This window comes from Mycobacterium alsense, from assembly GCF_002086635.1.
Classification (GTDB): Bacteria; Actinomycetota; Actinomycetes; order Mycobacteriales; family Mycobacteriaceae; genus Mycobacterium; species Mycobacterium alsense.
In genome coordinates this window covers 91,251-110,163 of sequence record NZ_MVHD01000008.1, presented here as the reverse complement: position 1 = coordinate 110,163, position 18,913 = coordinate 91,251, and the positions used below count along the sequence as shown (strand labels likewise).

At 69.1% G+C, this 18,913-nt stretch carries 19 protein-coding genes and 1 pseudogene; 11 read left to right on the top strand and 9 right to left on the bottom strand.

Annotated features, from left to right (window positions below):
• Positions 1 to 6: 6 nt before the first annotated feature.
• The gene (locus tag BST11_RS07640) at positions 7 to 510 is read left to right on the top strand and encodes a MarR family winged helix-turn-helix transcriptional regulator (protein ID WP_068213874.1); all 504 of its coding nucleotides are present in this window, start codon (positions 7 to 9) and stop codon (positions 508 to 510) included.
• Positions 511 to 579: 69 nt separating this feature from the next.
• Here the strand turns inward: BST11_RS07640 and mmsB are convergent, their stop codons facing one another.
• The 3 genes from mmsB to BST11_RS07625 are packed head-to-tail and all read right to left on the bottom strand — an operon-like array spanning position 580 to position 4,181.
• A complete protein-coding gene (mmsB, locus tag BST11_RS07635; protein WP_083137327.1) occupies positions 580 to 1,467 on the bottom strand; it encodes a 3-hydroxyisobutyrate dehydrogenase in 888 nt (295 codons plus the stop codon).
• 22 nt (positions 1,468 to 1,489) lie between these two features.
• Positions 1,490 to 2,656 (bottom strand): isobutyryl-CoA dehydrogenase, encoded by a 1,167-nt coding sequence (locus BST11_RS07630; protein WP_083137326.1) that lies wholly within the window; start codon positions 2,654 to 2,656, stop codon positions 1,490 to 1,492.
• A 4-nt stretch (positions 2,657 to 2,660) separates the two neighbouring features.
• Positions 2,661 to 4,181, bottom strand: coding sequence for a CoA-acylating methylmalonate-semialdehyde dehydrogenase (locus BST11_RS07625; protein WP_083137325.1), 1,521 nt, complete (start codon positions 4,179 to 4,181; stop codon positions 2,661 to 2,663).
• 83 nt (positions 4,182 to 4,264) lie between these two features.
• Here BST11_RS07625 and BST11_RS07620 point away from each other — a divergent pair.
• Positions 4,265 to 5,676, top strand: a pseudogene (locus BST11_RS07620) (NAD(P)/FAD-dependent oxidoreductase).
• A 63-nt stretch (positions 5,677 to 5,739) separates the two neighbouring features.
• On the opposite strand, the gene BST11_RS28920 reads toward BST11_RS07620, so the two are convergent.
• The 5 genes from BST11_RS28920 to BST11_RS07595 all read right to left on the bottom strand — a co-directional run bounded on the left by BST11_RS28920 (position 5,740) and on the right by BST11_RS07595 (position 11,236).
• The gene (locus BST11_RS28920; protein ID WP_083137324.1) at positions 5,740 to 7,629 is read right to left on the bottom strand and encodes a PecA family PE domain-processing aspartic protease; all 1,890 of its coding nucleotides are present in this window, start codon (positions 7,627 to 7,629) and stop codon (positions 5,740 to 5,742) included.
• A 225-nt stretch (positions 7,630 to 7,854) separates the two neighbouring features.
• Positions 7,855 to 8,460, bottom strand: a complete 606-nt coding sequence (rfbC, locus tag BST11_RS07610) for a dTDP-4-dehydrorhamnose 3,5-epimerase (protein WP_083137323.1) — start codon at positions 8,458 to 8,460, stop codon at positions 7,855 to 7,857.
• A gap of 1 nt (position 8,461) precedes the next feature.
• Positions 8,462 to 9,457 (bottom strand): dTDP-glucose 4,6-dehydratase, encoded by a 996-nt coding sequence (gene rfbB, locus BST11_RS07605; protein WP_067322176.1) that lies wholly within the window; start codon positions 9,455 to 9,457, stop codon positions 8,462 to 8,464.
• A 28-nt stretch (positions 9,458 to 9,485) separates the two neighbouring features.
• Positions 9,486 to 10,352 (bottom strand): LLM class F420-dependent oxidoreductase, encoded by an 867-nt coding sequence (locus BST11_RS07600; protein WP_083137322.1) that lies wholly within the window; start codon positions 10,350 to 10,352, stop codon positions 9,486 to 9,488.
• A gap of 26 nt (positions 10,353 to 10,378) precedes the next feature.
• Positions 10,379 to 11,236 carry an LLM class F420-dependent oxidoreductase gene (locus tag BST11_RS07595; RefSeq protein WP_083137321.1) on the bottom strand — a complete coding sequence of 286 codons (858 nt, stop codon included), beginning with the start codon at positions 11,234 to 11,236 and terminating at the stop codon, positions 10,379 to 10,381.
• Positions 11,237 to 11,427: 191 nt separating this feature from the next.
• On the opposite strand from BST11_RS07595, the gene BST11_RS07590 reads away from it, so the two are divergent.
• The 9 genes from BST11_RS07590 to truA all read left to right on the top strand — a co-directional run bounded on the left by BST11_RS07590 (position 11,428) and on the right by truA (position 18,299).
• Entirely contained in the window at positions 11,428 to 13,362 is a 1,935-nt protein-coding gene (locus tag BST11_RS07590; RefSeq protein ID WP_083137366.1) for a serine/threonine-protein kinase PknD, read from the top strand.
• A gap of 233 nt (positions 13,363 to 13,595) precedes the next feature.
• Positions 13,596 to 13,817 (top strand): translation initiation factor IF-1, encoded by a 222-nt coding sequence (gene infA, locus BST11_RS07585; protein WP_003418601.1) that lies wholly within the window; start codon positions 13,596 to 13,598, stop codon positions 13,815 to 13,817.
• A gap of 32 nt (positions 13,818 to 13,849) precedes the next feature.
• Positions 13,850 to 13,963, top strand: a complete 114-nt coding sequence (gene rpmJ / locus BST11_RS07580) for a 50S ribosomal protein L36 (protein WP_003879483.1) — start codon at positions 13,850 to 13,852, stop codon at positions 13,961 to 13,963.
• Positions 13,964 to 14,142: 179 nt separating this feature from the next.
• Positions 14,143 to 14,517, top strand: a complete 375-nt coding sequence (rpsM, locus tag BST11_RS07575; protein WP_067322044.1) for a 30S ribosomal protein S13 — start codon at positions 14,143 to 14,145, stop codon at positions 14,515 to 14,517.
• Between the two features lie 3 nt (positions 14,518 to 14,520).
• Positions 14,521 to 14,937 carry a 30S ribosomal protein S11 gene (gene rpsK, locus BST11_RS07570; RefSeq protein WP_067322041.1) on the top strand — a complete coding sequence of 139 codons (417 nt, stop codon included), beginning with the start codon at positions 14,521 to 14,523 and terminating at the stop codon, positions 14,935 to 14,937.
• Between the two features lie 24 nt (positions 14,938 to 14,961).
• The gene (gene rpsD, locus BST11_RS07565; RefSeq protein WP_067322038.1) at positions 14,962 to 15,567 is read left to right on the top strand and encodes a 30S ribosomal protein S4; all 606 of its coding nucleotides are present in this window, start codon (positions 14,962 to 14,964) and stop codon (positions 15,565 to 15,567) included.
• 129 nt (positions 15,568 to 15,696) lie between these two features.
• Positions 15,697 to 16,740: a DNA-directed RNA polymerase subunit alpha gene (locus BST11_RS07560; protein ID WP_083137320.1), complete on the top strand. Its 1,044-nt coding sequence runs from the start codon at positions 15,697 to 15,699 to the stop codon at positions 16,738 to 16,740.
• Positions 16,741 to 16,807: 67 nt separating this feature from the next.
• On the top strand, positions 16,808 to 17,449 hold the full coding sequence (gene rplQ / locus BST11_RS07555; protein WP_083137319.1) for a 50S ribosomal protein L17: 642 nt from the start codon (positions 16,808 to 16,810) through the stop codon (positions 17,447 to 17,449).
• Complete coding sequence (truA, locus tag BST11_RS07550; RefSeq protein WP_083137318.1) at positions 17,436 to 18,299, top strand: tRNA pseudouridine(38-40) synthase TruA; 864 nt, start codon at positions 17,436 to 17,438, stop codon at positions 18,297 to 18,299. Before rplQ ends, truA begins: the two co-directional genes overlap by 14 nt.
• On the opposite strand, the gene BST11_RS07545 is transcribed toward truA, so the two are convergent.
• Positions 18,296 to 18,859 carry a cutinase family protein gene (locus tag BST11_RS07545; protein WP_142276240.1) on the bottom strand — a complete coding sequence of 188 codons (564 nt, stop codon included), beginning with the start codon at positions 18,857 to 18,859 and terminating at the stop codon, positions 18,296 to 18,298. The genes truA and BST11_RS07545 overlap by 4 nt on opposite strands.
• Between the last annotated feature and the right edge of the window lie 54 nt (positions 18,860 to 18,913).

The following is an 18,913-nucleotide window of genomic DNA, read 5'->3' as shown; positions in this document are numbered from 1 at the left end:
AGGGGCGTGGCCGCATCAAGCTCCAACCGCGATCCGATCGCCGCGGCACGGGCCAACTGGGAGCGCGCCGGATGGGGCGGCGTCGCGCCCGGCATGGTCGCCGTCACCTCGGTGATGCGCGCGCACCAGATCCTGCTGGCCCGCGTCGAGAACGCGCTGCGCCCCTACGACCTGAGCTTCTCCCGCTTCGAGTTGCTGCGGCTGCTGGCGTTCAGCCGGGCCGGGGCGCTGCCGATCACCAAGGCATCCGACCGCCTGCAGGTGCACGTCACCAGCGTCACCCACGCCATCCGCCGGCTGGAGGCCGACGGGCTGGTGCAGCGGGTCCCGCACCCCACCGATGGGCGTACGACCCTGGTGCGGATCACCGACCTCGGCCGCTCCACGGTCGAGGACGCCACGGTCACGCTCAACGAGCAGGTGTTCGCCGACATCGGCATGGACGCCGCCGAATCCGAGGCGCTGGTGTCGTCCATCGAGACGTTGCGGCGCAACGCGGGAGACTTCTGACCCGCCCGCTGCACGCGGTGCCGCGGTGGCGCTGGTGAGTTACGAGTGAATACCCTTGTGCGCCAACGCTCAGCGCAGCATCTGGATCACGGCGCTGAAGTCCAGGGCGGCGTGGGAGTCGTCGGACGCGATGAACTCGGCGTAGATCTGCGCGGCGTGGGTGCCCAGCGGAGCCACCGAACCGGTGGAGGCCAGCGCATCCATCGCCAGGCCCAGGTCCTTGTTCATCAGCGCCGTCGCGAACCCGGGCCGAAAGCCGTCGTTGGCCGGCGACGTCGGCACCGGGCCCGGCACCGGGCAGTTGGTGTGCACCGCCCAGCAGTTGCCCGTCGCGCCGGTGATGACGTCGAACAGGGCCTGCGCCGACAGCCCCAGCCTCTCGGCCAGCACGAACGCCTCGCCGATCGCGATCTGCTGCACGGCCAGCACCATGTTGTTGCACACCTTGGCCGCCTGGCCGGCGCCGGCGGCGCCGCAGTGAATGATCTTGCCCGCCATCGGTTCCAGCACCGGCCGGGCCCGCTGCAGCGCGGACTCGTCGCCGCCCACCATGAACGCCAGCGTCCCGGCGACGGCGCCCTTCACCCCGCCGGACACCGGCGCGTCCACCTGGGGCATCCCGTGCGACGCCGCCAGCGAGTGCGCCTCGCGGGCGTCGTCGACCGAGATCGTGGAGCTGTCGATGAACAGCGCGCCCGGTCGGGCGGCGGGCAGCACGTCGGCGTAGCAGCTTTTGACCAGGGCGCCGTTGGGCAGCATGGTGACGACGACGTCGGCATCGGTCACCGCGGCCGCGGCGCTGTCGAATATCGTGGCGCCCGTTTCGGCCGCCGCCGCCGCGGCGGCGGGGGCGGGATCGAATCCGCGCACGGCATGGCCGGCGGCGACCAGGTTCGCCGACATCGGCGCACCCATGTGGCCCAGCCCGAGGAAGGCGATCGCGAGATGCTCGGTCATGGCTCTCTTTCTCGGGGCGGCTTCAGGAAACACGGAACCGCGCGGCCTCGGCCCGGCCGATGACCACCCGCATGATTTCGTTGGTGCCTTCCAGGATTCGATGGACCCGCAGATCGCGGACGATCTTTTCCAGACCATACTCGCGCAGGTATCCGTAGCCGCCGTGCAGTTGCAGGGCCTTGTCGGCGACGTCGAAGCAGGTGTCGGTGACGTAGCGCTTGGCCATCGCGCACAGCTCGACCTTGTCGGGGTCGTCGGCGTCCAGCGCACTTGCGGCCCGCCACAACATCATTCGCGAGGTCTCCAGCCCGGTGGCCATGTCGGCCAGGGTGAACCGGATGGTGGGCTCGTCGAGCAGGGGAGAGCCGAACGCCTGGCGTTCGCGCACGTAGGCCCCGGCCTTGTCGTAGGCGGCCTGGGCGCCGCCGAGCGAGCACGCCGCGATATTGAGGCGACCGCCGTTGAGGCCGTTCATGGCGATGCCGAACCCGGCGCCCTCGCCGTCGGCGCCGCCCAGCATGGCGTCGGCGGGCACCCGCACGCCCTCCAGGATCACCTGGGCGGTGGGTTGGGCGTGCCAGCCCATCTTCTCCTCCAGGGCGCCGAAACTCAGGCCCTGCGTGCCCTTTTCCACGACGAACGCGGAAATGCCGCGCGGGCCGGGCTTTTCCGGCCCCCCGGTCCGGGCCATCACCACGTACACGTCCGAGGCCCCCGCCCCGGAGATGAACTGCTTGACGCCGTCGAGCACGTAGTCGCCGCCGTGCTTGACGGCGCGGGTGCTCAGCGCGCTGGCGTCCGAACCGGCGCCCGGCTCGGTGAGGCAGTAGCTGGCGATGACGTCCATCGCGGCCAGCCGCGGAACCCAGGCCTTGCGCTGCTCAGGGGTGCCGAAGCTGTCGATCATCCACGCGCACATGTTGTGGATGGACAGGAACGCCGCGGTGACCGGGTCGGCGATGGCGAGCTGTTCGAAGATGCGCACGCCGTCGAGGCGGCGCAACCCGCTGCCGCCCACGTCGTCGCGGCAGTAGATCGCCGCCATGCCCAGCTCGGCGGCTTCGCGCAGCACGTCGGTCGGGAAATGGTTGGCGGCATCCCATTCCAGCGCGTGCGAGGCCATCCGCTTCTCGGCGAAGGCGGCCGCCGTCTCGGTGATCACCCGTTCTTCGTCGTTGAGGGTAAACATGTCGCTACTTCATGGTGGGGATGACGAATTCGGCGCCGTCCTTGATGCCCGACGGCCAGCGCGACGTGACGGTCTTGACCTTGGTGTAGAACTGGATCGACGCCGGGCCGTGCTGGTTGAGGTCGCCGAACCCGGACCGCTTCCAGCCGCCGAAGGTGTGGTAGGCCACCGGAACCGGGATCGGCACGTTGACGCCGACCATGCCCACCTGCACCCGCGAGACGAAGTCGCGGGCGGTGTCGCCGTCGCGGGTGAAGACCGCCACGCCGTTGCCGTACTCGTGCTCCGAGGGCAGCCGCAGCGCCTCTTCGTAGTCGTGGGCGCGCACGATGCACAGCACCGGCCCGAAGATCTCGTCGGTGTAGATCGACATCTCGGGGGTGACGTGGTCGAACAGGGTGGGGCCGATGAAGAAGCCGCCTTCGAGGTTCGCGTCGCCGAAAGCCAGGTCGTCGCTGGTGCGTTCCCGGCCGTCGATGACCAGCTCGGCGCCCGCGTCGACGCCCTGGCCGATGTAGTCGCGCACCCGCGCCAGGGCCGCGTCGGTAACCAGCGGGCCGTAGTCGGCCTTGGGGTCGAGGCTGTGGCCCACGCGCAGGTTGTTGATCCGCTCGATCAGCCTGGCGCGCAACCGGTCCGCGGTCTGCTCGCCGACGGGCACGGCGACACTGATCGCCATGCAACGCTCGCCCGCGCTGCCGTAGCCGGCGCCGATCAGCGCGTCGACGGCCTGGTCGAGGTCGGCGTCGGGCATCACGATCATGTGGTTCTTGGCGCCGCCGAAGCACTGCGACCGCTTGTCGGTGGCCGCGGCGGTGGCGTAGATGTAGTGCGCGATGTCGGAGCTGCCGACGAAGCCCACGGCCTTGATGTCGCGATGGTGCAGGATGGCGTCGACGGCCTCCTTGTCGCCGTGCACCACCTGGAACACGCCCGGGGGCAGGCCGGCCTCGATGAACAGCTCGGCCAGGCGCACCGGAACCGACGGGTCGCGCTCGCTGGGCTTGAGCACGAACGCGTTGCCGCACGCCAGCGCCGGCCCGGCCTTCCACAGCGGGATCATCGCCGGGAAGTTGAACGGGGTGATGCCCGCGACCACGCCCAGGGGCTGGCGCAACGAATAGACGTCGATGCCGGGGCCCGCGCCCTCGCTGTACTCGCCCTTGAGCAGGTGCGGAATCCCGACGCAGAACTCGATCACCTCGATGCCGCGCTGGATGTCGCCGCGCGCGTCGGCCAGCGTCTTGCCATGCTCGAGCGACAGCAGCTCGGCCAGCTCGTCAGCCGCCTCGTTGACCAGCTCGATGAACCGCATCAAGACCCGGGCGCGGCGCTGCGGATTGGTTGCGGCCCAGCCCTTTTGGGCCTCGACGGCCGAGGCGACCGCCGCGTCGACGTCCGCCTTGCCCGCCATGGGCACTTTCGCCTGCACCTCGCCGGTGCTGGGGTTGAAGACGTCGGCGGTGCGGGTGGCCTGGCCGGCGGTGCGCTTCCCATCGATGAAGTGCGGGATCTGTGTGGTCATGATGTCCTCGGAGTCGGTATCGCGCGATTACTTGCATATCCTAGTAACCTGGCCTGGGCGTCGCAAGGTGGATAGCTTGTCGTATGCGCACCATCGAGGCCGACTATCTGCTGGTCGGGGCGGGCGCGATGGGCATGGCGTTCGTCGACACCCTGGTGACCGAGACGGAGGCGCGCGTGGTGCTGGTGGACCGCAACCACCAGCCGGGCGGGCACTGGACCGTGGCCTACCCTTTCGTGCGGCTGCATCAGCCTTCGGCGTTCTACGGGGTCAACTCGCTGCCGCTGGGCAGCGGCGCCATCGACGAAATCGGCTGGAACAAGGGCCTTTACGAGCTGGCGACCGCGGGCGAGGTGTGCGCCTACTACGACCACGTCCTGCGCCACCGGCTGCTGCCGACCGGGCGGGTCGCCTACTTCCCGATGAGCGAATACCGCGGTGACGGCCGCTTCACCACGCTGGCCGGGACCGATTACACCGTCGACGTGGCGCGCCGCCTGGTCGACGCCACCTACATGCGCGTCGAGGTCCCCGCCATGCGCCCGCCGCCCTACCGCGTCGCGCCCGGCGTCGAGTGCGTCCCGCCCAACGACCTGCCCGGGGCCGCGGCCCGCGAGCGCTACGTCATCGTGGGCGCCGGCAAGACCGGGATGGACACCTGCCTGTGGTTGCTGGGGCAGGGCATCGCGCCGGACCGGCTGACCTGGATCATGCCGCGCGATTCGTGGCTACTCGATCGCGCGACGATCCAGCCCGGGTCGTTGTTCGCCGACCGGATCAAGGCCGCGTTCACCGCCCAGCTGAAGGCCGTTCGCGACGCGGCGTCGGTCGACGACCTGTTCGCGCGCCTCGAGGATGCCGGCGCCCTGTTGCGCATCGACCCCGCGGTCACGCCCACCATGTATCGGTGCGCGACCGTCACCCGCGCCGAACTCGAGCAACTCCGGCGCATCACCGACGTCGTGCGCATGGGACATGTGCGGCGCATCGAGGCCGACGAGATGGTGCTCGACGGCGGCGCCATCGGCACGCACGCCTCGACCCTGTACGTCGACTGCGCCGCCGACGGCGCCGAGAAACGCCCCGCCACACCAATTTTCGAGAACGGCCGCATTACCTTGCAGAGCGTGCGGGGCTGCCAGCAGATCTTCAGCGCGGCGCTGATCGCCCATGTGGAGGCCGCCTATCCCGACGACACGGTGAAAAACCGGATCTGCGTGCCGGTGCCGCACCCCGACACGGACCTCGACTGGTTGCGCATCGCGGTGGCCGACTACGGCGGCCAGCTGCGCTGGCTCGACGACCCGGACCTGACCGCCTGGCTGTCCACCGCCCGCCTTGACCTCTTGGGTCATCTGATGGGCGATCTGCTGGCGTCGGCGGCGGCGAAACCCCGGGTGTCCTGCGCATGACCCGCTCGGCGCTGTCGGACACCGCCGCGAAACTCGACCGGCTCATGCTCGAGGAGGCGTCGGGTAACCCGAGCCGATATTGATCGGTGGACGAGACGCCTTGGCGGCACAGGTCAACGATCGACGTCGACCTTGTTATCGACGGCCTAAGTGGGAGGCGCGTCGAAGATGATCGTTCCGACAGATTCGGGAAGGTACGAGTGATAGATCGGCATCAGGGTGTACGGGTAGTTCCCGGTGTTGAAGACACCACCCGCCCCCACGTCGGCCGTCACCAACGTGCCGTTGATGCCCCCCTGCGTGATCTGCTCGTACAGCACGGAATAACCACCCGTCACCGGATCGACCACTCCGACATAGATTCCGGTTCCCGCGGGGAGGGACCCGCCTATCGGGATGTTTTGCAGGTCGGGCGGCAACAGGTTGTGGGGGATGCTGCCGTTGACGCCGCCGGTATCGACGACACCCGTGGTCGGCTGCAGGGTGGTGTTGCCGACCTGCACGATCAGGCCATTGGTGAACGGCGACCCGGTGACGCCGGCAATCCCGGGGAGCGGGTTGTCGCCGAACTGGAAGTAGTGTCCGGGCTGGTTGACCAGAATGCCGTTGGCCAGCTGGCCCGGCAATTGCTGCACGGCAGTGGAGGTGAATCCACTGCCGAGCGTGTTGGCGCCCACCCCGACCAGCGTTTCGGGTGTCGTGGGCGTTCCATTGTGAACTTCGGAGGTGATGACGCCGATGGTTGTCGGCTGGGTCATGATGCCGTTCCCGAAGTTCACCGCGGCCCGGTATTGGTCGTAGGTGACGACCGTTTCGTCTCCGGGACTGCCGAAGTTGTAAGTGAGTCCGGTTTGGATGGGGGTGCCGAGGGCCGCCAGATCGACGTCGCGGGGTGCAAAGAACAGGGCGCTCGATCCGGTGTCGACCGTTGCCTGCACAAACGGCCCGCCGTCGACGGACACCTGCAGTGTCGGGCGGGTCCCGTGCATCGTGAGCTGGACGGCGGCCGGCCCGCCATTGGCGCCGGTGGCCCCGGATTCGCCCAGCAATTGGCCGCCGATGCCGCCCTGACCACCGATGCCGGTGACGACGCCGCCGGTGCCGCCGTCGCCGCCGGCGCCGATCAAAAGTCCGCCGTTGCCGCCGATGCCGCCGTTCGCGAAGGCGCCACCCATGCCGCCGGTGCCGCCATTGCCGAACCATTGCGCGCTGCCGCCGGCACCGCCGATTCCGTACGGCCCGCCGATGCCGCCGGCGCCGCCGTTCCCCCAGAGCAGGCCGCCATGGCCGCCGGTTCCGCCGGTTCCGCCGGGAAGGATCGTGCCGACGGCGTTGTACATGAACGTTCCGCCTTGGCCGCCCGTGCCGCCGTCACCGATGAACAGCGCGCTCCCGCCGGGGCCGCCGATTCCGGTCCAGCCCCCCAGACCGCCGGTTCCGCCGTTGCCCCACAGCAATCCGCCGGTGCCTCCGGCCCCGCCGGCCGCGCCCAATCCGCCCATGCCGCCCGTGCCGCCGGTGCCGATCAAGCCGGCCGGGCCGCCCGCGCCGCCCGCCACCCCGTCGGCGATGCTGGCGCCGCCGTGACCGCCGTTGCCCCACAGGATTCCGCCGGCGCCGCCGGGTGTTCCGACTCCCGCCGCGGTCGTGATGCCGTCCGCGCCGTCGCCGATCAGGGGGCGCCCCAACAGGGTGTTGGTTGGCGTGTTGATCAGCGCCAGCACGTCTTGCTCGAGGGTCTGCAGCGTCGCGGCGTTCGTCACCTCGGCGGCCGCGTAGGCTTGCGCGCTCGTGTTGACGGTCCGCGTCAACTCGCTGTGGAACGCCGCAGCCTGGGCGCTGAGAGCCTGGTAGGCGGCTCCGTGTTGGGCGAACAGTGTCGCGATGGCGGCCGACACCTCATCGCCGGCGGCCGCCGCGATTGCGGTGGTGGGCGCGGCCGCCGCCGCGTGCGCCGATCGGATTGTCGCGCCGAGGCTTTCGAGGCTCTTCGCCGCGTCCGCCACGGGCTCCGGCAACACGATCACAAACGACATAGCTCCCTCCGGCGATGGTCAAGCGGTCGCTGCTGACTGGCGATGAATCGGATGGTATGTAATTTCAGTCACGAAAGTGCTGAATTGACAGGACAAGTCGGATCCGGGCCGCACCCGAACCGTAACGGGTAGCCCTCCGCCGCCGGGAAATACGCGTTTTCAGTTACCGCGTGTCGAAGGCAACAGTTGCCGGCTCGCCGGCGTCTTCGTTGTCCGGCCGGTATGTCAGCCGCGCAGATCGGCGATGAACCGCTGCGTCTCCTCCCAGGTCGGCAGGAGGCCGGCGGCGCGCACCTCGTCGAAGCCGGGTGCCGCGGCGTCGCGGTCGGACAGGCTGGGGGCGGCACCGTCAACCAGGGGCCAGTCGATCCCCAGCGCCGGGTCCGTCGCGCAGATGGTGTGCTCGCGCTGCGGATTGTATTGCGCGGAGCACAGATACATCACGGTCGAATTGTCTTGCAGGGCGAGGAAGGCGTGCCCGAGGCCCTCGGAGATGTAGATCGTCCGGTGGTCCTGGTCGTCGAGCAGGACCGAGTCCCACTGGCCGAAAGTCGGTGAGCCGACGCGGATGTCGACGACCACGTCGAACACCGAGCCAGACACGCACGTCACGTATTTGGCCTGGCTCGGCGGCAGCTGGGCGAAGTGCAGGCCGCGTAGCACGCCGGCCGACGACACCGAACAGTTGGCCTGCCGGATGTCCAGCCGGTGGCCGCTGAAATCGGTGAACCCGCGCTCGGTGAACCATTCGAAAAACACGCCGCGGGAGTCGCCGTGGACGGCCGGGGTGATCTCCCAGGCGCCGGGGACCTTCAGTTCGCGAGCCTTCACGTCAGCGTCCGCGTTCCTCGTAGCGCGCCTCGGCCTCGTCTTTCAGCGGGCGCCACCACGACTCGTTGTCCCGGTACCAGTCGATGGTCGCGCGCAGGCCCTCTTCGAAGTCGGTGTGCTTTGGCGCCCAGCACAATTCGTTGCACAGCAACGACGGGTCGATGGCATACCGCAGGTCGTGGCCGACCCGGTCGGGAACGTGGTCGAAGTCGTCGGGATCGCGGCCCATCATCTTCAAAAGCGTGCGCAGCACGGTCAGGTTGTCGCGCTCGCCCTCGGCGCTGATGAGGTAGGTCTGGCCGATCCGGCCCTTTTCGAGGATGCGGCGCACCGCGCTGTTGTGGTCCTCGACGTGGATCCAGTCGCGCACGTTGGCGCCGCGGCCGTACAACTTGGGGCGCCGACCGGTGAGCACGTTGGTGATCTGGCGCGGGATGAATTTCTCGATGTGCTGATACGGCCCGTAGTTGTTGGAGCAGTTCGAGATCGTCGCGCGCACCCCGTAGGACCGCACCCAGGCCCGGACCAGCAGGTCGGCGGCGGCCTTGGTCCCCGAGTACGGGCTCGAGGGATTGTAGGGCGTCGACTCGGTGAACCGCGCCGGGTCGTCGAGCTCCAAATCGCCGTAGACCTCGTCGGTCGAGATGTGGTGCAGCCGCACGCCGTGGTGTCGCACCGCCTCGAGGATCGCGTAGGTCCCGATGACGTTGGTGCGCAGGGACGGCTCCGGGTCGTCGAGCGAGTTGTCCACGTGGCTTTCGGCGGCGAAATGCACCACCGCATCGGACTCGGCGACCAGCGCGTCGACCAACGCGGCATCGGCGACGTCGCCCTCGACCACCTTGATGGCGTCCTCGACGTCGGCCAGCGACTCGCGCCGTCCCGCATACGTGAAAGCGTCGAGCACCGTCACGGAATCCTCGGGATGCTCCCGCACCGTGCTGTGCACAAAATTCGCACCGATGAAGCCGGCGCCGCCGGTGACCAGCAATCGCATGGTCAACCACACTAACCGAGGGCGGCGGTCAGTTTGGGGCAGTTAGCCCTAATGGGCCGGCCAGCTCGCCCAGCACCGACAGCAGCGCCTCGTCGTTCGGGGTCCCCAGCACCTGGATCGCCACGTGGTCGGCGCCCGCTTCGCGGTGTTCGTCGAGGCGCCGCGCGATGGCCTGCGCGGTGCCGTGGGCGACCACCGCGTCGATCAGCCTGTCGCTGCCGGGCGGATGCACGTCGCGCTGGGTGAACCCGAGCCGCAGCCAGTTGTTCACGTAGTTGCTCAGCCCCAGGTAGAACTCAACGGTCTTGCGGCCGATGGCGCGGGCCTCGTCGGGGTCGGTGGTCAATACCACCTTGTGTTCCGGCGCCAAAAACACCGAGTTCCCCACCTGCTGGCGCGCCTTGGCCGTGTGTTCCGGGGTGGTCAGGTACGGATGCGCGCCGGCGCTGCGTTCCGCCGCCAGCCCCAACACCCGCGGCCCGAGCGCCGCGAGCACCCGCCGGCTGGTCGGCACCATCGCGGCGTCGAGCGCGTCGAGGTAGGCGACCAGCGCGTCGTAGGGCTTGACGTACTCCTCGGTGTGCTCGGGGTGGCCGACCCCGACGCCGAGCAGGAACCGCCCCGGGTGCGCGTCCTCGATGCGGGCGAAGGCGCCGGCGACCGCGGGCGCCGGGGCGGACCAGATGTTGACGATGCCGGTCGCCAGGTGCAGCGAGCTCGTCGCCGCCAGGGCCGGTTCCACCCAGGCCAGGTCCGCGTCCGGCGATCCGCCGACCCAGGCGGCGCCGTAGCCGAGCGATTCGATCTCGGCGGCCAGCCCGGGCGTGATCGAGCGCGTGGGCAGCCATACGCCGAACCGGCCCAGGTCGGGCTTCAGTGCAACTGCGTCGGTCATCCTGGTCCCCCTCGAAGGTCCGCGTGCTAGGTCAGCCCCAGCGGCCCCGCCAAGTCGGCCAGGGCCGAAACCAGGTTTTCATCCTTGGTGAGGACCTGCACGGGCACGTGGTTGGCGCCCGCGTCGAGGTGCTGTTTGAGCCGCGCGGCGATCTCGTCGGGCGTGCCGTAGGCGACCAGCGCGTCGACCAGGCGGTCGCTGCCGGGGCGGGTGACCTCCTCGTCGGAGTAGCCGAGCCGCTTCCAGTTGTTGCGGTAGTTGGCGAGGTTGAAATAGATGTCCAGCGCCCGCCGGCCGACCGCGCGGGCCTTGTCGGCGTCGGTGGTCAGCACCACCTTGTGTTCGGGCGCCAGGAACGCCGACGGGCCGATCAGCTCGCGGGCGCGCGCGGTGTGCTCGGGGGTGGTCAGGTAGGGGTGCGCACCCGCGCTGCGCTCGGCCGACAGCTTGAGCACGCGGGGTCCCAGCGCCGCCACCACGCGCCGGTTGGCCGGCACGCCGTACTCGTCGAGCTGGTCCAAATACTGCGTCAGCGCGTCGAAGGGCTTGCGGTACTCGCTGTGCGCCTCGGGATGGCCGACGCCGATGCCCAGCAGGAAGCGGCCCGGGTAGGCCTTGTCGATGCGGTGAAACGAGTCGGCCACCGGCTTGGCCGCCGCCGTCCAGATGTTGACGATGCCGGTGGCCACCTGCAGGGTCGTCGTCGCCTCGAGGATGGGCTCGACCCACGCGAGCTCGGCGGGCGGCGAACCGCCCACCCAGACGGCGCCGTAGCCCAGGGCTTCGATCTCCCTGGCCTGCTGGGGGGTCACGCCGCGTCCGAAGGATCCGAACCGGCCGAGGGACGGGCTTGACGGGGAGCCAGTGGCTTGAGCATCGGTCATGGTTGCTCCAACCCGCCGCCGGGCCCGCGCTATTCCTGCCCAGGCCCGCCGATTGCCCCGCTCGCGACGCAGTTTTTGCGGAAAAAAACAATGGGCTTGGAAAAATTACCCGGTGAATTCGCGAATTTTCGCATTCCCGCGCCACTAGCCTGGGACTCGATGAGTTTGACCAGTTGTTGTGGGAGCGCTTGTTGCAGGGAACGACCTTCGGAAACTACGAGCTGATCGACTTGCTGGGTCGCGGCGGCATGGGCGAGGTATGGCGGGCCCACGACACCGTCATCGACAGAATCGTCGCGATCAAGATATTGCCCTCCGATATCTCCCAGGACGAGATCTTTCAGCAGCGGTTCCGTCGCGAGGCCCATGCGGCCGCGCGGTTGAGGAGCCCGCACGTCGTGCCGATTCACACCCACGGGGAAATCGACGGACGCCTGTTCGTGGACATGGCGCTGATCGAGGGCCGAGACCTCCAGTCGATCCTGCGCGACGGCCCACTGCCGCCGGCCCGGGCGGTGCACGTCATCGATCAGATCGCCAAGGCTCTGCACTCCGCGCACAAGGAGGGGCTGCTGCACCGGGACGTCAAGCCCTCCAACATCCTGGTCGACGACGACGACTATGCCTACCTGATCGACTTCGGCATCGCCATCGCGGCGGGGGAGCGGAATCTGACCACGGTCGGGGACGTGATCGGCACGTTCCGCTACATGGCCCCGGAACGCTTCAAGACCCAAGAGCCCGGTGCGCCGCCGATCGACTCCCGTTCGGACATCTACGCGTTGACGTGCGTGCTGTATGAGTGCTTGACCGCCCAGCACGCCTTCCCCGGCGAAAGCCTGGAGCAGCAGGTCAGCAACCACCTCGTCAAGCCGCCACCGCGCCCATCGGTCGTCCGGCCCGAGGTGCCGCGAAGCCTCGACGGCGTCATCGCCAAGGGCATGGCCAAGGTGCCCGGTGACCGCTACGACACCACCGTGGAGTTGGCGCGAGCGGCCCGCAATGCCATCACCGCGCCCATCCCCCTGCCGCCGCGGCCCCCGGACTGGGGACCACCGTCGGACCCGTTCCCGTCGATCCCGTCGACGCCGGCCCACGGGCGGTACTACGGTCGCGGCTACCCGCCGGCCCCGCAGGAAGGGGGCGCCACGGTCCGGTACTCGGTGCCCACCCCCGGCGCGCACCCGCGCCCCCAACCCCAGGCGGTGCCCGGGCCCTTCGCCGACCGGCCGCCCGGCGGACCGGCGCGCGCGCGGTGGTGGCGCCGGAAACCCGCCGTCATCTCGGCGGCGGCCCTGGCGACCGTCGCCGCCGTCGTCGCGGGGTTGGCCGCCTTCGGCGTCTTCGGCGTCTTCGGGTCGAACGGCGACGATTCGCGGCAGACGACTCTGCCGTTCACCGGGCTGCGCGAGCCGCAGGGGCTCTCGGTCGGCAACGGCGGCACGGTGTACGTCGCCGACACCCTGCACAACCGGATACTGGCGTTGTCCGCGGGCTCGACGACCCCGGTGGAGCTGCCCTTCGAGGGCCTGAGCTATCCGACCGGGGTGACGGCGGACAACACCGGCAACGTCTACGTCAACGATTCCGGCAACAAGCGCGTGCTGGTGCTGCGTGCCGGGTCGAGGCAGCCGACCCCGCTGCCCTTCAGCGACCTCGACCAGCCGACGGGCCTGACGGTGGACAGCGCCCGCACCGTCTACGTCACCGACACCGCCAAGAACCGGGTGGTCGCGCTCAACCAGGGCTCGAACAGGCAACGCGTCCTGCCCTTCAGCGGCCTGAACGCCCCGACCGGATTGGTGGTGGCCGACAACGGCAGCATCTACGTCGCGGACGGCGGCAACAATCGGGTGCTGGTGCTGGACCCTCGCTCGAACATCGAGTCCACCGTGCCGTTCACCGGCCTGTCGGATCCGGGCGGTGTGACGCTGGACCGGGAGGGCGCCGTCTACGTCACCGACAGCGCGGGCAATCGCGCGCTCAAGCTGCCCGCGGGCTCGAACCAGCAGGTCATACTGCCCTTCACCGGCCTCGACTACCCCTGGGGCCTGGCGGTCGACAACAACGGCACGGTGTATGTCGCGGGCCACAACAACAAGGTCCTGGCACTGCGGCAAGAATAGGGGCGGGCATAACCCCTGACCGAGGCCCGGACTGCCGGGCGTTTTTGCGCCGACTGCGGCGATGCGGGTAAGGTGGGACGACGGTACGGCTTCCCGTGCCGACTTTTTGCGTGCCCAGCCCTCTGAAATTCCGGGAATTTCTGCCACCGGCTCACGTTTGAAGTCGGGGTGAATGGTGGCGTGCCGAACGGGCGCTGAGCGAACGCAACGAATGACGAGGATTTCTGCGAAGTATGGCCAAAAAGGACGGTGCCATCGAGGTCGAGGGCCGCGTGGTCGAGCCCCTGCCCAATGCGATGTTCCGCATTGAGCTGGAGAACGGCCACAAGGTGCTCGCCCACATCAGCGGCAAGATGCGGCAGCACTACATCCGCATCCTGCCCGAGGACCGGGTGGTGGTGGAGTTGTCTCCCTACGACCTGTCCCGGGGCCGCATCGTCTACCGGTACAAGTAAGAACACGAACGAGAACAGGACCGAGAACAGCCGTGAAGGTGAACCCGAGCGTCAAGCCGATCTGCGACAAGTGCAGGGTGATCCGTCGGCATGGGCGGGTCATGGTGATCTGCTCCGACCCGCGCCACAAGCAGCGGCAGGGTTAGCAGGCTTCGGCCTACACAACTGAATGCAGACCTCCCAGCACCAGTGAGCGGCTGGCATCTGTTAGAGATGGGCCGCTCATCCACGCCCGGACGGAGGCCGGGCCCCGCCCCTCGATCTTTGTCGGGGGTCGGGAACGGACTGGGAACAGACCTCCGCCTAGAAAGAGGACACGCCACCTATGGCTCGACTAGTAGGCGTCGATCTCCCGCGCGACAAGCGGATGGAGATCGCGCTGACGTACATCTTCGGCATCGGCCGCACCCGCTCGAACGAGATTCTGGCGGCCACCGGCATCGACAAGGATCTGCGCACCCGCGACCTCACCGACGACCAGGTGACCCACCTGCGTGACTACATCGAGGCCAACCTGAAGGTGGAGGGCGACCTGCGCCGGGAGGTGCAGGCCGACATCCGCCGCAAGATCGAGATCGGTTGCTACCAGGGCCTGCGGCACCGCCGCGGCCTGCCGGTGCGCGGCCAGCGGACCAAGACCAACGCGCGGACCCGCAAGGGCCCCAAGCGCACCATCGCAGGCAAGAAGAAGGCCAGGTAACCGATGCCACCCGCCAAGAAAGCCGCAGGCAGCGCCAAGAAGGGTCAGAAGACCCGCCGTCGGGAAAAGAAGAACGTCCCGCACGGCGCCGCGCACATCAAGAGCACCTTCAACAACACGATCGTGACGATCACCGACCCGCAGGGCAACGTCATCGCCTGGGCGTCGTCGGGCCACGTCGGCTTCAAGGGCTCGCGCAAGTCGACCCCGTTCGCCGCCCAGCTGGCCGCCGAGAACGCGGCGCGCAAGGCCCAGGAGCACGGGGTGCGCAAGGTCGACGTGTTCGTCAAGGGGCCCGGCTCGGGCCGGGAGACCGCGATCCGGTCGCTGCAGGCCGCGGGCCTGGAGGTCGGCGCGATCTCCGATGTCACCCCCCAGCCGCACAACGGCGTCCGCCCGCCCAAGCGTCGGCGCGTCTAGAAGCGTCAGGAGACCCAGAACCCCATGGCTCGTTACACCGGACCCGTCACCCGCAAATCGCGCCGGCTGCGCACCGACCTCGTCGGTGGGGACCAGGCGTTCGAGAAGCGCCCCTACCCGCCGGGCCAGCACGGCCGCGCGCGGATCAAGGAGAGCGAGTACCTGCTGCAGCTACAGGAGAAGCAGAAGGCCCGCTTCACCTACGGCGTGATGGAAAAGCAGTTCCGCCGCTACTACGAAGAGGCCGTGCGTCAGCCCGGCAAGACCGGTGAGGAACTGCTGCGCATCCTCGAAAGCCGGCTGGACAACGTCGTCTACCGCGCCGGGCTGGCCCGCACCCGGCGGATGGCCCGCCAGCTGGTCACCCACGGCCACTTCACGGTCAACGGCGTGCGCGTCGACGTCCCCAGCTACCGGGTGTCGCAGTACGACATCATCGACGTGCGGGACAACTCGCTGAACTCCGTGCCGTTCCAGATCGCGCGGGAGACCGCGGGTGACCGTCCGATCCCGAGCTGGCTGCAGGTGGTCGGGGAACGCCAGCGCATCCTGATCCATCAGCTGCCGGAGCGCGCCCAGATCGACGTCCCGCTCACCGAGCAGCTGATCGTCGAGTACTACTCGAAGTAAGACCCCCTGTACCAACCGGTGCAGGTCTCGCGACGATCGCAAGCGCGGCGAAGCCGGGCGCAGCGGGTCGGAGCGGGACAACCAAGCGGCATCAAATAGCGGGTGCCGAGAAGGAGAACGAGAAACACCATGCTGATCTCACAGCGACCCACACTGTCCGAGGAAGTCGTCACCGACACCCGGTCCCAGTTCGTCATCGAGCCGCTGGAGCCCGGATTCGGTTACACCCTGGGCAATTCGCTGCGGCGCACGCTGCTGTCGTCGATTCCCGGCGCGGCCGTCACCAGCATCCGCATCGACGGCGTGCTGCACGAGTTCACCACCGTGCCCGGCGTCAAGGAGGACGTCACCGACATCATCCTGAACCTCAAGGGCCTGGTCGTGTCCTCGGAGGAGGACGAGCCGGTCACCATGTACCTGCGCAAGCAGGGCCCGGGCGAGGTCACCGCGGGTGACATCGTGCCGCCCGCCGGCGTGACCGTGCACAACCCCGCCATGCACATCGCGACGCTGAACGACAAGGGCAAGCTCGAGGTCGAGCTCGTCGTCGAGCGCGGCCGCGGCTACGTCCCGGCGGTGCAGAACCGGGCCTCGGGCGCCGAAATCGGCCGCATCCCGGTCGATTCCATCTACTCGCCGGTGCTCAAGGTGACCTACAAGGTGGACGCCACCCGTGTCGAGCAGCGCACCGACTTCGACAAGCTGATCCTGGACGTCGAGACCAAGAGCTCGATCACCCCGCGCGACGCGCTGGCGTCGGCCGGCAAGACGCTGGTCGAATTGTTCGGCCTGGCACGGGAACTCAACGTCGAGGCCGAGGGCATCGAGATCGGGCCGTCGCCGGCCGAGGCCGACCACATCGCGTCGTTCGCGCTGCCGATCGACGACCTGGACCTGACGGTGCGCTCGTACAACTGCCTCAAGCGCGAGGGCGTGCACACCGTCGGCGAGCTGGTCAGCCGCACCGAGTCCGACCTGCTCGACATCCGCAACTTCGGCCAGAAGTCCATTGACGAGGTGAAGGTCAAGCTGCACCAGCTGGGCCTGTCGCTCAAGGACAGCCCCCCGAGCTTCGACCCGTCGGAGGTCGCGGGTTACGACGTCGCCACCGGCACCTGGTCCACCGAGGCCGCCTACGACGACCAGGACTACGCCGAAACCGAACAGCTGTAACACAACACCACAAGTCCGTCCCGGCCCTACCTGATACGGGGGTCGGCCCCACTTAGGAGATAGCGCAATGCCCAAGCCCACCAAGGGCCCCCGCCTCGGCGGGTCGTCTTCGCACCAGAAGGCCCTGCTGGCCAACCTGGCCACCTCGCTGTTCGAGCACGGCCGGATCAAGACGACCGAGCCCAAGGCTCGGGCGTTGCGGCCGTACGCGGAGAAGCTGATCACCCACGCCAAGAAGGGCACGCTGCACAACCGTCGCGAGGTGCTGAAGAAGATCCGCGACAAGGACGTGGTGCACACCCTGTTCGAGGAGATCGGGCCGTTCTTCGCCGACCGCGACGGCGGCTACACCCGCATCATCAAGGTCGAGGCGCGCAAGGGCGACAACGCCCCGATGGCCGTGATCGAGCTGGTGCGGGAGAAGACGGTGACGTCGGAGGCGGATCGGGCGCGCCGGGTGAAGGCTTCCAAGAAGGTGGATGCGCCGGTGGCCGCGGCTGCGGCGCCGCAGGCGGCCGTCGAGCCGGAGGCGGCCGAGGGCCCGACGGCCGACGACGTCTCGGAAGTCACCGAGCCGGCGGATACCGAGGCCACGGAGACCGAGGCCACCGACGCCGAGGCTGCCGCTGAGGAAAAGCATGACGAGGCCGTGGCGGCGAGGGCCGAGGCCGAGGCCGCCGAAGTGAACGACGAGGCTGACGAGAGTTAACGACCCGGGTTTTCAGGTCCGTCTGCGGCTGCACATCGCCTACGACGGAACCGATTTCGCGGGCTGGGCAGCGCAGGCCGGGCAGCGGACCGTCGCCGGCGTCCTCGACGAGGCGCTGACGACGGTTTTCCGCGTTCCGGTGCGGTTGCGCGCCGCCGGGCGCACCGACACGGGGGTTCACGCCACCGGTCAGGTCGCCCACGTCGACGTGCCCGCCGACGCACTGCCCAACGCGTACCCGCGCGCGCCGCGCGACGGGGAGCCCGAATTCCTGCCGCTGCTGCGCCGGCTCGGGCGGTTCCTGCCCGCCGACGTGCGCGTGCTCGACATCGCCCGCGCCCCAGCGGGTTTCGACGCCCGGTTCTCCGCCCTGCGCCGGCACTACGTCTACCGGCTGTCGACGGCGCCCTACGGCGTGGAGCCGCAGCGGGCGCGCTACGTCACCGCCTGGCCGCGGCCGCTGGACCTCGACGCGATGGCCGCCGCGTCGCGAGACCTGGTGGGGCTGCACGACTTCGCGGCCTTCTGCCGGCACCGTGAGAACGCCACCACCATCCGCGACCTGCAGCGGCTGGACTGGTCGCGCGAGGGCGACCTGATCACCGCCCACGTCACCGCCGACGCGTTCTGCTGGTCGATGGTGCGCTCGCTGGTCGGTGCCCTGCTGGCCGTCGGCGAGCACCGGCGCCCGCCCTCCTGGTGCCGCCAATTGCTTTCGGCCACGGACCGATCGAGCGACTTCGCCGCCGCGCCCCCGCACGGGCTGACGCTGGTCGGCGTCGACTACCCGCCCGACGACCAGCTGGCCGCGCGGACGTTGATCACCCGGGATCTGCGCACGCGAGACTAGACGCGGCCCGAGACGAAGGCCGCGGCCTGGTTGGTCAGCCCGGGCACGTAGCCCAGGTGCGCGCTCCACTTGTTGCCGTTGGAGCAGATCGGGTCGCCCGTGTTGCACAGGTCGATGGTCTTGCCACTGAAATCCGGTGTGAGCGCGCTCATCAACCCGCCCGCGCGGGCCGAAGGGTTGCCGAACAGCGCGACGGCGGCGACGTGGTCGGCGGCCTTGGCGGGCAGCGGCTGATGAAAGCCGAAGCCCGGCAGCGGTGCGGCGGTGACGATGTCGATGACGGCGGCGCCCTGCGAATACCCGCCGAGCACCACCTTGGAGTTCGGGCAGTTGTTGGCCATCCGCTGGACGTGGTTGCTGGCGTCGTTCGCGCCGTCGGCGGCGGCCAGGAAGTCCTTGCTGGCCGGGTAGTTAACCCCGTACGCGCCAACGCTTTTGCGGGTGTGCTGGCGCAGCGAGTTGACGAAGGCCTGACCGACCCGCCCGACGCCCGGCGGCTCGTCGGTGCCCCGCGCGAACACCACCTCGACGTCCGGGCAGGAGGCCGAGGCCAGCGGCATCAGCCTCGGCACGACGAAATACGCTGCCACCGCGAGGAATGCGACGGCCAGCGC